This is a genomic window from Acinetobacter sp. UBA991, from assembly GCF_002292065.1.
Taxonomy (GTDB): domain Bacteria; phylum Pseudomonadota; class Gammaproteobacteria; order Pseudomonadales; family Moraxellaceae; genus Acinetobacter; species Acinetobacter higginsii.
Map to the genome: position 1 here is coordinate 98,398 of NZ_DBBF01000043.1, position 12,994 is coordinate 111,391.

Annotated in this window: 11 protein-coding genes; 3 read left to right on the forward strand and 8 right to left on the reverse strand. The window is 40.8% G+C overall.

The genetic code is table 11. The features are described 5' to 3' along the window. Window positions 1–26: 26 nt before the first annotated feature. From B2727_RS18760 to ispH, 8 genes are all read right to left on the reverse strand, one after another. A complete protein-coding gene (locus B2727_RS18760) occupies window positions 27–482 on the reverse strand; it encodes a type IV pilin protein (RefSeq protein ID WP_033134540.1) in 456 nt (151 codons plus the stop codon). Window positions 483–490: 8 nt separating this feature from the next. After that, on the reverse strand, window positions 491–1,015 hold the full coding sequence (locus tag B2727_RS18765; protein WP_033134532.1) for a type IV pilin protein: 525 nt from the start codon (window positions 1,013–1,015) through the stop codon (window positions 491–493). Window positions 1,016–1,025: 10 nt separating this feature from the next. Further along, complete coding sequence (locus B2727_RS18770; protein ID WP_409449599.1) at window positions 1,026–5,174, reverse strand: pilus assembly protein PilY; 4,149 nt, start codon at window positions 5,172–5,174, stop codon at window positions 1,026–1,028. A 79-nt stretch (window positions 5,175–5,253) separates the two neighbouring features. Beyond that, on the reverse strand, window positions 5,254–6,066 hold the full coding sequence (locus tag B2727_RS18775) for a PilX N-terminal domain-containing pilus assembly protein (protein ID WP_033134530.1): 813 nt from the start codon (window positions 6,064–6,066) through the stop codon (window positions 5,254–5,256). Continuing rightward, window positions 6,063–7,232 carry a PilW family protein gene (locus B2727_RS18780; protein ID WP_033134529.1) on the reverse strand — a complete coding sequence of 390 codons (1,170 nt, stop codon included), beginning with the start codon at window positions 7,230–7,232 and terminating at the stop codon, window positions 6,063–6,065. Before B2727_RS18780 ends, B2727_RS18775 begins: the two co-directional genes overlap by 4 nt. Further along, window positions 7,232–7,792: a type IV pilus modification protein PilV gene (gene pilV, locus B2727_RS18785; RefSeq protein WP_033134528.1), complete on the reverse strand. Its 561-nt coding sequence runs from the start codon at window positions 7,790–7,792 to the stop codon at window positions 7,232–7,234. Before pilV ends, B2727_RS18780 begins: the two co-directional genes overlap by 1 nt. Beyond that, complete coding sequence (locus tag B2727_RS18790; RefSeq protein WP_033134527.1) at window positions 7,792–8,295, reverse strand: GspH/FimT family pseudopilin; 504 nt, start codon at window positions 8,293–8,295, stop codon at window positions 7,792–7,794. The genes pilV and B2727_RS18790 overlap by 1 nt, the downstream gene beginning before the upstream one ends. A gap of 140 nt (window positions 8,296–8,435) precedes the next feature. Next, window positions 8,436–9,386: a 4-hydroxy-3-methylbut-2-enyl diphosphate reductase gene (gene ispH / locus B2727_RS18795; RefSeq protein WP_005317749.1), complete on the reverse strand. Its 951-nt coding sequence runs from the start codon at window positions 9,384–9,386 to the stop codon at window positions 8,436–8,438. Window positions 9,387–9,489: 103 nt separating this feature from the next. Between ispH and gmk the strand changes: the two genes are divergently transcribed. From gmk to B2727_RS18810, 3 genes are all read left to right on the forward strand, one after another. Then, entirely contained in the window at window positions 9,490–10,113 is a 624-nt protein-coding gene (gene gmk / locus B2727_RS18800) for a guanylate kinase (protein ID WP_033134526.1), read from the forward strand. Between the two features lie 70 nt (window positions 10,114–10,183). Then, the gene (gene rpoZ / locus B2727_RS18805; protein ID WP_004803954.1) at window positions 10,184–10,462 is read left to right on the forward strand and encodes a DNA-directed RNA polymerase subunit omega; all 279 of its coding nucleotides are present in this window, start codon (window positions 10,184–10,186) and stop codon (window positions 10,460–10,462) included. Window positions 10,463–10,799: 337 nt separating this feature from the next. Continuing rightward, entirely contained in the window at window positions 10,800–12,917 is a 2,118-nt protein-coding gene (locus B2727_RS18810) for a RelA/SpoT family protein (RefSeq protein ID WP_004803952.1), read from the forward strand. The last annotated feature ends 77 nt before the right edge of the window (window positions 12,918–12,994 follow it).

Here is a 12,994-nt window from a genome sequence, read left to right on the forward strand (position 1 = left end):
TTGCTTTTTTTATGGCAGTTGGGGTGTTAACGGCCATCCCATGTAGAAATATTTGACAATCTAGCAATACATGCAGCAGCAGTGGATGAGGATTTACTCCAGTCTTTTTGACCTTGATCGTTTAGACAAATAACGCCATTGCCAGCTTGTGGTGTACCAGTCTTAGGTATTGCCGTTAATACCCATGTTGAAGCTGTAAGCGTATTAAAATCAAGATCATAGAGTGGAGTTCCTTGCTTCGGACTAACAGATGAACCATAAATAGCAGTTATGGTATTCTTTGATGTGTCTGTATTAAGATAGCTATTATACGCTAGCTTCCTTGCCTGCATTATCTGAGCGATATTAATCATTTCTGCTTGCACATCAGCACGCTTAGCTCTTTGTCCATATTGTAGATATGATGGATAGGCGACAGCCGCAATAATGCCAATAATGGCCACTACAATCATTAATTCGATTAGCGTAAAACCGTTTGTAATATTTTTCATCACCAATTTTCCCCACCTGTTCCACATGTAGCATAGGTAATGTTTGCACTTGTTTTATTTTGACAACGTAAGCCAGAACTGGTCATTAAAAATGAAAAATTTTGCACATCAGCACTCGTTGCTCTAATCGCCCAACTTTGTCCTGTTGCAGATGCTGCAGACAAAAGTGGATTTGTCGTCATTCCATCAACGATCGTTAATGTATATCTTACAGCTGCGCCAGTCGCATTTAATGGTACTGTCAAAGTTTGAGTACTTGCATCAAACGGCGTTGTCCCCGTTGAGTTATACAAATATTGGGCATTAAAGCCTTTATAGCTAAAATTCCTTGATTTATGCCGTTCAAGTTGCTCAGCTAATTTCTGCATTTCTTGTTGTGCCGCAGCAGCGTTTGCACGGCGGGCATAATTTTGATAACTAGGCAGTGCAATTGCAGTAAGGATAGCAACTATAATCAGTACTAACATAAGTTCAACTAGGGTAAACCCTAGTTTGAACTTAGCTTGAGATTGGTAATTTTGCATAGCATATCTCTTATTGGCGGTAACGTTCATACCAGCGCGTTTGTATTAAACGACTGGTACATTGCCATTCACCTGTTCCTTGCGTATTACCTGCCATCGTGAGTTTACCGCAACTTCCTGCACTACTATCAGGTTTTGGTACAAATGTAATGCCACGAATACCACCACCGATCACATTATCATTACATTCAGTTACCCCCGCAGGACAGCCGTTTGTCTTTGTCTGGAAGCCACTCTTAATTTCTAGTGCAGTATTTAAAGTTCCATCTGTTTTAATACATGCTCCAAACGGTAAACAGTACCTTTGCCAATCTGTTTCACCAACAACACGAGGTTTACAAGGGTCTTGTTGCTCAATACCAGTACCTTGTGGATCATAGACTGGTACTAACAAATTATTTGTAATGGCTAACGGCTCTTCGAATGCTTTCTGCCCCCCTCTAATACGGAAAGTACCATCCGCTCTTTCCATACTATTAATACCCGTTGTCGATGTACTTTTACTCGATAATGATCGATACCATCCAGCAGCCCCTGTGGTTGAACTCGGGAAAAAGAATCCAACAACTGTCTCACCTGTACCTAAAACTTGGGGATTCTTCTTAAAATCAGCTCGTGTCTTATTTTGCGTACTCAAAGTTGGACTAGCAGTAATCAAATCTCGCTTAGCAAAATCTTTATCCAATATGCCGTATACATTATTTACTGGTTGAGAGGTCAAGGCTGTTGTTGGTGTCATTCCATCTCGACCTGTCAATGGGAAAACATCTAGCGGGGTACTTCGATTCCCTGATGCAATACCAACCACAATAAAAGTACTTGTACCTTGATCATGAATGGTGACCGTTGGTGGTTCATAAAAACGCGGGGCTTTCGCTCCAGTGTAGTCATTCCCAACATCATTAGTTGTATCATTGGTTGCAAGATTTGCTAAACGGACTACACGAACACCAAAATCGCTATACGTTGAACCAGTCAATTTCTGATTATTATTAAAGTCAGCACGAAATACCTGCCCTCCCAAATCACCAAAATATAAATGATCAACTAGCCCATCAGCATCGCGATCCAAGGTACTAATACGACTTACAATGCTATGTTTCATATATTGCTTATCACCATCAGCAGTTGTAGACCCGTAGGTAGCGGACCAAACCAGTTCTCCAGTTTTAGCATTAATCATATAAACTGCATTACCTTTTGCTTTCGTTCTAGTCGCACAGGTACTATCATTTCCTGATGCCGCTAAGGTAAATTCAGGATCCTCATAACATTCATCATAGCCACCACCGACAATTATGACTCGGGTAAGCACACCGTCTTTGCGAATATTTGCCAATACAGGTTTAGACCAAGTTTGCCCTAAACGATCGAAACCAGAGGTTGAACTGTCAATTCTAAATAATAATTTAGGTTGAGTCGGCTCCAATACATTAAGACCATAATAACTATTCCCCCCCATTCGCATCCCACCGTAAATATTCATTTGTCGAGCAGTCACACTACTAGTCGCAGGAGTAGCTGTTGTATCTGTTGTGATTTTATAAGTAGGATCTGCTACCCAAGAGCCATCTATACCATATGCCGGGGCTAAAGAAGAATCACTTTGCCCTACTACAAGCGCTTTAGATTTCACACTATGGTTAAGAATCTCGGTAGGCACAAATACCATTTGCTCTTTACCATCCGAGGCATCAACAATATGAACACCTCCCTCCATTGAACCGTATAATATGGACTGAGTTCGGGCACTCGTTAAATTACCATTCGTATCCAAAGTTCCTGAATATGTCAGTTGCATCGGATAGGAGTGAATACTTCCTCCCATAGACAAATAAGGGGCGTCCGATGTTGTTAGTGAAGGAGGCAATGTTGTAGCTGTAATATCTGTACTATAGCCTAAATAATTTAATAACTTGAGCTTAATACCTATAGGGAAGTCTTTAAGTGTAGTTTGCCCAGTTGTGGTATTAAATTTATTTAAAACATAGGCCGCAGTTAAATCAATATTAGTATAAGGATCTGAGTTATCACTCGGCTTCGCAGGAATTTGCAATAATGCAGTTCCTGCAGTTGAGCCCGTTAACGGTGTTAAGCTTGTCCCATCCGAACTAGCAACATCGGTAAAAAGATTACGAATTTTATAAGCAGCAGTATAAGCATATCGTGAAATCACACCATTAGCACTAAGCTCTGTTTGCCCATTCATAGGTAAAGGAACTTTTGAGAATGTTCCACCCAAGAAAACCTTTCCACCATCAGTATACGTTGAGCCATTCCAATAATCCTTAGTCGTAGTTCGAAACGTACCATCAGTAGAGTAGACTAACCCCCCAGAATCTCCCTGAAAAGCTCCAAGATTTGCTGTTCCTGACATCGCAACACTATATTTTTTAAGATTACCACGCCATGTTAAAGAGTTATTCGCAGGATCAGGTTCAATCGCACGTAAGAAACCATATTCGGATAAGTTGTTTGGGTTTAATGCATCATAAGGCACCGAAATCTGGCCAGTGGTCAGAGGCTCTAACGTTCTCCCGCCTAAACTTTTAATAAATGCAACAACACTATTCGTAACTTCTGATGGACTAGATGCCTGAAAAAAACCACCATTACCAAAGCCACCATTATAGGTAGTCGGGGACGTAGGAGCAGGAACCGTAACTGTCCGTCCTCCTCCAGGAGAACACTTATCTGTTGGTGCCAGGTTAGTCAACGGATCATTATAAGCTCTAGAGCTAAGTTTACATGCATTTTGAGCATCTTGTGTGGCTGTACTATCAATTTGTTCCGTCTGGAAAACATTACCAAACCCCACAAAAGCAGTTTTTATTGAAACACCTTTTGGATTAGTTGCAGGGTTAAATAAAGCTTTAGCAAAGGCCCCAATACAATTCCAAGCACTACCAGAACTAGTATTAGGTAAGTCAGTGGAACAGCTAAATGTACTTCCAGAACTATCTAAAGCTTTTTGCATTACTTGTAATGCTCGGTCATTGCTTGAACCATTCGGTTGACCATCCGACAGGAAATAAATTCCCTGTCCATCACAACTAGCACGATCAGCTACTGTAGGTAATGGAGATTTATATCTTGTGCCTAGATTAGTACTTGTACGATCCTCGACAATATCTGAGTTCGCTGTTGTATCATTTGCTTTAGATTTTGGAGTACCACTATCATCATTTGAAACAACATATACAGATGGCAATGAATAATAATAATAATAATAATAAGAGTCGTAATCAGAAGAATACGGATTTAATATACCTATTCCAGGATTACTATTACTCCAACTTGACCAACCGTTATTTCTACAGTTTTGCCACAAGTTATTAAGATCAACAGAACTTGAAGAAGTTTCGCACTGCCTATACTCTATATTACCATTTGTTCTACGTACTCTTTTCTGATACATATCTTTTTGAATATTATATGACTGCTCAGAATATGTAGTTGTTCCAAGCAAATATGCTGCGGACTCAGCCATTGCATGAGCCGATGGTGTACTTGCTCCCGCTGAAAGGCCAGCAATTTTCTCTTTTAATAAATTACGTTGCGTACTATTTATATCACCGAGTGGTTTAGCGGCAACTAAAATTTGACCAGTCTTATTGTCAGCATCCGCAGAAAAGTTTCCTAATCCAATACTGGTTGTCGACAACCTAATTGGTGCGCCTGATGTATTCCCAATATTCACATCCGAATCACTGCTTCCTAATAACGCAAACATTCCATCTTTCAACCGCGTCAAACGGTCATAACAGCGATAACCTGTAATTGAACTGCCTGTTGCATTCAATGGAAAAGGTTCACACCCACCATTTTCGGGAGTCCTTTTTGCTAAAGAAGGTGCATCTCGAGCACTTAAATAGCAGAAATTACGAGAATATGCCGTTGACCCACTCCCCTGCGTAGTAAAATAATTTCTATTACTAGTTAAGCTTCCAGACACCGGAAATTCAACTGGCGCATTATTATCATTACAATTACCTGACGTTATACCGTAATCTCTATAGCTATTACCTGTACCATTGTCAGGTCCCATAGAGCCCGAAGTATCCAGCATCATAATAATAGTTTTTTTACCTGCTTTAGGTACTGCATAAATCTGTAAATCACTCGCCTGTACTATGGATGTAGTCATCAGCCAAGTCATTGCTAAAGAACTCGTACAAATGGCATACCATAGCTTGTTATGTTGAAAGTCTTTTAATCTTTTATTCATGGTATTCCCCTTAACTTCCTGGAGCTGAGACTTCAGTTAACTGATTCACATAGTTAAATTCTTGAACTTGAGTACTAAATGGCACTCCTTTGTCTGCAAGGCATTTTGCAAGCGTATATTCGCTTCCTGTGGCTAATGTCGCTGTCAGATCATCACTAACTTTGGCATTGGTTGAGCTTAGGCAGTCTGTTTGAACAGATGAGATATCCACAGCATAGGCAGGTAACATCGCTGTTGTAGTTACCCGTATCCGCTGTGCTGATGTCATACTCTTTGGTAATTGAGTACCTTCTGAAACATTAATTCCTCGGGGTAAGTTCGAACCAGGAGCATCATTATTAGCATTAGTTGGAACACTAACAGCAACTTGAGTCACCACAGCAGGCCTATTACTACCAAAGTCAGACGTCAAACTACAAAAACCAGCCACACCACCATCATCAACACTGGCATTATCTGTTGTACCTTTACGAATTAAGCTTGCATTCTTTGTTTGTGCAAAACGACTTGTTGTTGATGTTGGTTTATAACAAAAAATATATTCTCCACCGGGATTACTCTCATTCTCTTTTAATGCAGCCCCAATTACATTACCAACGCTTGTTACCGTAGTTGGATCAAAATTATTAAACCATGCAAGCGGTGCATCAGAGGATTGAAAATTTAATTGTCCAACCTGACTATTTGTTGCGACTCCCAATGAAACGATAGCGACTCGAACAGCGAGTATTCCAACCACAATAATGATTAGTAAAATGATCATGACTACAATTAAGGTCGCACCACGCTGACGTTTTAAATATGTGCGTTTTGGATGGTTCATAGTGAATCTCCCATTGCATTACGTAGTGCAACAGTGGTGCTATATACCCGACGTTGAAAACGTGTAGTTGTATCCGAAGGTGTAGCTGTTTGATCCAACATTAAGAGCGGCTGAGTTGGATCAATGGCCTTATTTTGCGCATTATTCGCGGAACGTACTAATACTGAAATCTGTGTTGATAAAATTCGTGAGCTCACCGATACTTTTCTATTCGTTTCTGTTGCGCTTCCAGCACCTGTTGTATTATCTGTCGCTGCAGTTTCAGCTACAGTACGGTACTGAGGAATCGTGTAGTAACCAAATTGATTCGACACTGTTTTTGTGGTGGTCGCGGTTACAGGTGTCACTGTTCTATTTGTAACGGTAGTTGTCGTTTCGGTTGTCACCATCGCACCAAGTAAAACATGGAAGTGATCAACACGAGGAATAATAATTTGCCCCGCATCTCCTAAACCAGTAATTGGTAAAGGAGAAATTGTATTTGTTGTTGAATTCACCGTTGTTCGCGCTGTAGTAGCTGCTATAACACCAGCAGCTGTTGCTGATGGCGTATTTGCATCACAAGCTAAAGCAAAGTCTGTAGAGGAACCATTACTATCGGGACGTACAAAATAACGCTGAACAACTAAATCGCCAGACAAAACGGTTGCACCTTCACAATTAGTCATCTGCGTTGGTGCAAAAAATTGAATTGTCAATTGATCACTTACAGGATTTGCAATAACTGCACCTGCTGAGTCTTTTAAAGTTACTTGGGTTAGTCCTTTCCAATAGTTTGATGTGGTTGAAACAGTATCATCCTGCCCACGACTTAATAAAGCAGAATCAATATAAGCCGAACTACTCACTTTCGGTACAAAGTTAACATTGGTTGAACTTGTTGCGGTTGATCCCGTTAAAATAATTCCACCATAAGGTGTTTTATCATTCAGTTTTAAATTAGCTAAGTTGTCTTGGTTCGCAAATCGAATATCTCGGACAATATAATCTAAACCAAAAATTCCACTGTCCTGAATTTCAGCATTGGCTTGCTGTAAGCGGCTTGAAAGAATTCCACCAGTAAATAGTTGTACTGCAGCAGCGACAACAATTAAGCCTAGAACCAGTGCAACCATTAACTCAATTAAGGTAAAACCTGACTGCGACTTCACATTATTTTTTTTCATTAATAAACCTCCATCATGAGACAAGAGGCTCCAGCAACATAGATACCATTACTCCCCATGCAGCTTGAAACATCTGCAGAACTGGTCGTCACTCCTGAAGCTGAATTTTCCTCGACAGTTGGAGCTATTTTCCCCCAAAATGCATATAAGCATTGGCGACGTATCGCCATCGATGAAGTCACCCCTGGACAATTATCCATGGTTAACTGCATCCCTAATTGATTAGCATTTCGTGCTGCTTGATAAGCATCAAATTGAGCAACTTGACTTGCTGTACACCCAGAATTAAAACAACTTGTAGGCGCTGTTGTTGCCGATGAAAAACCTGTGTAACCACGAACAAATGCAGGGTAACTCCCCATTTGGCTTTTATTAATACGCATATTTTCAGCAAGACCACGCATAATCACCATCGCCTGAGACTTCTGCATCGCTTCAGCAGAAGCATCATATGCTCTTAACTGTAAGGCGACGTACCCCAAAACGCCTATTGCCAGTAATAATAGTGCAACAAGAACTTCCATCAATCCGATGCCCGCTTGTTTTTTATATTTGATCATCAGCAAGCACTCACTGTCGTATCTGACTTAATAATGTATGCTCCTAGTCGAGTGATAACGATTGGCTTTTGAACCAATAATTTGGAATTGCACAATGTAATCGTGGTATCACCTGTAATATTTGCGACTAAACCATTGCTATCAAACCTTAAGGCAGAGGTTGTTGTAGTTGTCGTAGATGGTGGCATCGTAATCACACTTACTGAAGTCGGGGCAGGAGAAATCGTCAATGTCGTATTACTGTTTGCGACACCCCAGCTTAGTGTTCTTGCATTATTTGTACTTCCAGAAGAAGCAGCCAAATAAGCATCTATATTTGTCCTATTTAAAATTGCTTGGCTTTTTGCTTGAGATAATGCAGTTAGCAACTCCCTAGCATTTCGTTCATAACGTCTTTTTTCCATCAGGTTCGACATTGATGGCGCAGCCATGGTCGCAATCACCCCCAGTACAGCAATTGTTAGCATCAATTCAATTAAGGTGAACCCCTGACTTTTCCCCATCGCCCCTGCACCTAATTATTAAAATTCACTACTCTATATTAAATTTTATTTTTACAGAACCAATACAAAGCAGATAAGCACCAAAAAAAAACGGATGGAGTGTCATCCATCCGTTTCCATTTCACATTTTTCTAATAAAATTAGGCTTGTATCACTTGGATACGCAACTCTTTTGGTAGACTAAAGGTAATGTTTTCCTCACGTCCTTGTAGTTCTTTTGGTGGCGTCGCACCCCAATCTTGTAAGCGCTGAATCACTTGTTTAATTAAAATTTCTGGTGCCGATGCACCTGCGGTGACACCAATTTTGCTCTCTGCTTTAAACCAATCTTTTTCAAGTTGATCCGCATTATCGACCAAATAAGCAGACTTACCCATACGCTCAGCCAACTCACGTAAACGATTCGAGTTTGACGAGTTTGGTGAACCGACCACAAGAACCACATCACATTGTTCAGCTAGGTCACGCACTGCATCCTGACGGTTTTGGGTGGCATAGCAAATATCATCTTTACGCGGGCCTTGAATTTTTGGAAATTTAGTTCGAAGCGCATCAATCACTTTAGCCGTGTCATCAATTGAAAGCGTGGTTTGCGTGACAAAAGCGACTTTTTCAGGATGTCTTACCATTAAAGCATCAACATCCTGTTCATCTTCAACCAGATAAATCTCACCACCTCTAGATTTATCATATTGCCCCATCGTACCTTCCACTTCTGGGTGACCTTCATGTCCAATCAGGATAGCTTCAGTCCCTTCGCGTGCATATTTGGTCACTTCAATATGAACTTTAGTCACTAATGGGCAGGTCGCATCAAATACTTTTAAACCACGGCGATCGGCTTCTTGCTGTACTGCTTTCGATACGCCATGTGCACTAAAAATCACAATGGAATCATCAGGAACTTGATCTAATTCATCGACGAATACAGCACCACGCTGACGTAAATCATCGACCACAAATTTGTTGTGCACCACTTCATGGCGTACATAAATAGGTGGGTTAAAACATTCCAGTGCTCGATTGACGATTGCTATAGCACGGTCAACTCCAGCACAAAAGCCTCGTGGATTGGCCAACACGATTTCCATAACATCCTCTCTCATGATCTGAATTTTTACACCAAACTATTTCGTTTAATGGCACGCTACACTACAATAGCCAAGATATTTTATCATATTCAGGAAAAATATCATGTCGGGTCTATTGTTTGTCGTTTCTGCAGCCTCAGGAACAGGCAAAACATCTTTGGTCAAAGCCCTACTCGATCGAGTCAGCAACTTACACGTTTCTGTCTCACATACTACACGCGGTCAACGCCCTGGTGAACTTGATGGTGTTCACTACCATTTTACCAATAAAGAAAACTTTTTAGCACAAGTTAATGAAGGCGGTTTCATCGAATATGCAGAAGTATTCGGAAATTATTATGGTACCTCTCAAGCCAAGGTCAAAGAACAACTACTACAAGGTCATGATGTTCTACTCGAAATTGACTGGCAAGGTGCTGAACAGGTTCGTCGACTTTTTCCTGAATCAAAACAAATCTTTATTCTCCCTCCAACACAATATGATTTAAGGCAACGTCTTTCAAATCGTGGTACAGATTCAGTTGATGTCATTGAACATCGTTTAAGTTGTGCCGTTGAGGATATGCGTCATTTTGCCAGTTTTGACTATGTCATTATTAATGATGATTTCAATAAAGCGGTACATGACTTAGAAGCAATTATCGCTGCAAATCGATTGGTTACTTTGCAACAAAGTGTGCGTCATCAACAATTAATCGAAAACTTGCTTACCCTTGATCGTGAATAACTTGAGTCTGGACTAAAAGCCTTTTATACTACTCAGTCTTTTCAAATGTAATGTTCAAACGAGACAACTTATGGCACGTGTAACCGTTGAAGATTGTTTAGACCATGTAGATAACCGCTTCGAGTTGGTACTGGTGGCGAGTAAACGTGCACGTCAATTAGCACGTCAAGGCATGGAGCCCACTGTAGAATGGGACAATGATAAACCAACAGTCGTTGCGCTGCGTGAAATTGCAATTGGTCATGTGACTAAAGAAATTTTAAAACAACGCGATCAAGACTACCAAACATCAAACCTTGATATGGTACTGTCTACAAATTCACTAAACTTAGAAGGTTTTACTTTCTAAATCGAATTTGTTATGCGTAAAGCCCATTGTGAAGACTCTGGGCTTTTTTCTTTCTTGCAAAATTCAATGCATATTGATAAAAGCAATATCCGTCATTGAAAAAAATTACGAGTTTTTATAATGAACAAATTGACAAGTTTCTCAATTTGCTTTTCATTAGAAGATAAGCGTAATGTTTGCGAACACTTGCGATCAGTGTAAGTTTTCAATGGGATCAAATCTGGTTTCCGACATTCAATTCGCATTGAATCGGTGAACCATCAACGTAATATATCTTTATATCGTTGAAGTATCAGCAGACATAGCATTTCTGAATTTAGGTTATAAAAGGTGTTATATGCCAGGCGAAGAGGTCAGCCAAGCCAAGCAGCAGCTCAGAGCAATTATTGAGGCCTATCTTAATGATAGTGACGTTCAACGAGTACTTGCGGCCTGCGATTTTGCTGATTTAGCCCATAGTGGTATCACCCGTAAAAGTGGTGAGCCTTATGTGTTGCACCCGATTGCAGTAAGTTGCATTTTGGCGCATATGCGTCTTGATGCTGATACACTGATGGCGGCCTTACTACATGACGTGATTGAAGACACTGAATTTACCAAAGACGAAATTGGACAAAAATATGGCTCAGTGGTCGCCGAATTGGTCGATGGTGTCACCAAACTTAGCCATTCCAGTGATAAAGAATATAACAAAGCCGCATCCTTCCGAAAAATCTTGCAAGCAACGCTACAAGACCCTCGTGTCATTATTATTAAATTAGCCGATCGCTATCACAACATGACCACCTTAGGCGCATTGCGTCCAGATAAGCGTGCTCGTATTGCACAAGAAACACTGGATATTTTTGTACCCATGGCTCGTCTGGTCGGTATGAATGAGATGGCGGATAACCTTGAACACCTGTGTTATCAGAATCTTGATTTAGACATGTTTAATGATGTGCAAACTGCACTGCTTGAGACCAAGCCGAAGCGTTGCGAATATCAAGCGGTTTGGGAGCAAAAACTTTCTGAACTGCTAAAAGCCTATGACCTCAAAGGCCGAATCAAAAAGAAAAACAATAATATCGAGTTACTGCGCCATTTTATTAAAAATGAAATCGACTTAAATGAACTCAGCCACAGCCATGCCTTTGAAATTATTTTACAAAGTATCGCAGACTGTGACCGTCTAGTTGATGCACTGAAAGACAATTTCCAAGTTCTACAATATAGCGATCATATTCGCCGTCCTTTACCTGGTGGCAACCAATCACTCATGATCCAGTTGAAAGGTGAAAAGACCACACTTTCATTGACCATCCAAACTGAACTGATGCGTAAAGCAGCGCGTTTTGGTGTGGTACTGGGTGAAAATGCACCGCAAGCCTGTCGCTCAGCGATTCAGGCATCCATGCAGAACTTGAATACTCTAATTGATAGCGGCTGTGCCAAAACCACCTTTAGTGATTTGCTTGATTATCTTCACCAAGAAAAAATTTGGGTCTATACCCCACATGGGCAACTACATGAATTACCACAAGGCGCAACCGTAGTTGATTTTGCCTATTCAGCTAGCCTATTTTTAGGTAACCACGCGGTTGGTGCCAAAGTCGATGGTGAAATTCGCCCTCTATCGACACCATTACACAGTGGACAAGTGGTTGAGATCATTACCGATGTTTTAGCAACTCCAAATCCAGACTGGCTCAGCTTCATTAACACGCAGAAAGCACGTCGCGCACTGCAAAATATGCTTAGAGAGCAGGATATTGATGAACAGCGCTTAGTTGGTCAGCAAGCGTTAAACCGTGCATTAAAACTATTCCAGCGTTCAATTGATGATCTATCGCCAACTGATTGGACGAATGTGCTGGAGTGGCGTCATTTAAGTAGTAAAGATACCCTGTTCGAACAGATTGCTGTGGGTGATCTCTTACCACAACTGGTTGCAAATCATTTATTTGCTCAGGATTATCATTCACAGCATCATGAAGCATCTGATCGTCTGATTTTAGGTACAGAGGGTGTTGATGTAAAATATGCGCATTGCTGCAACCCAGTCTTGGGCGATCCAATCCAAGGACACCTCTCCAGACGCGGTTTGATCGTGCATCGCTCACGATGTCGTAATTTATTACATGAACAGCACCTTCACCCAGAAAATATCATGCCATTGCATTGGCAATCCGAAGAAATTGATGATGTCCGTTTCAGTGCTTATCTATGTATTCACATGGCAATGAATGATGAGCAGATCTCTGATTTAATCTATCAATGCCGTAAAGCCAAAACGGGGGTAGAGATGGTTCATTCACAAGACCAAAAAACCTATGTCAACATCGTGGTCAGCAACCGAAATCAAATCGCCCAAATTATCCGGGATTTACGCATGAACTTTGGCTTCCCTCGTATTGAACGCCTAAATATGCCCATCGTACAGCCTGAAGTCGCAAAATTGGCAACCACCAATTAAATACAAGTGCAGCTGTGAAATGAATCTTTAAAGCATTTCATCGACATAAAAGTTCTAATAAGATATCCATGCAACTG

Coding starts and splice junctions, on each gene's coding strand:
- B2727_RS18765 (WP_033134532.1), bottom strand. CDS start 1,015: ATGCAAAATTACCAATCTCAAGCTAAGTTCAAACTAGGGTTTACCCTA.
- B2727_RS18770 (WP_409449599.1), bottom strand. CDS start 5,174: ATGACTTGGCTGATGACTACATCCATAGTACAGGCGAGTGATTTACAG.
- B2727_RS18775 (WP_033134530.1), bottom strand. CDS start 6,066: ATGAACCATCCAAAACGCACATATTTAAAACGTCAGCGTGGTGCGACC.
- B2727_RS18780 (WP_033134529.1), bottom strand. CDS start 7,232: ATGAAAAAAAATAATGTGAAGTCGCAGTCAGGTTTTACCTTAATTGAG.
- pilV (WP_033134528.1), bottom strand. CDS start 7,792: ATGATCAAATATAAAAAACAAGCGGGCATCGGATTGATGGAAGTTCTT.
- B2727_RS18790 (WP_033134527.1), bottom strand. CDS start 8,295: ATGGGGAAAAGTCAGGGGTTCACCTTAATTGAATTGATGCTAACAATT.
- ispH (WP_005317749.1), bottom strand. CDS start 9,386: ATGGAAATCGTGTTGGCCAATCCACGAGGCTTTTGTGCTGGAGTTGAC.
- gmk (WP_033134526.1), top strand. CDS start 9,490: ATGTCGGGTCTATTGTTTGTCGTTTCTGCAGCCTCAGGAACAGGCAAA.
- rpoZ (WP_004803954.1), top strand. CDS start 10,184: ATGGCACGTGTAACCGTTGAAGATTGTTTAGACCATGTAGATAACCGC.
- B2727_RS18810 (WP_004803952.1), top strand. CDS start 10,800: ATGCCAGGCGAAGAGGTCAGCCAAGCCAAGCAGCAGCTCAGAGCAATT.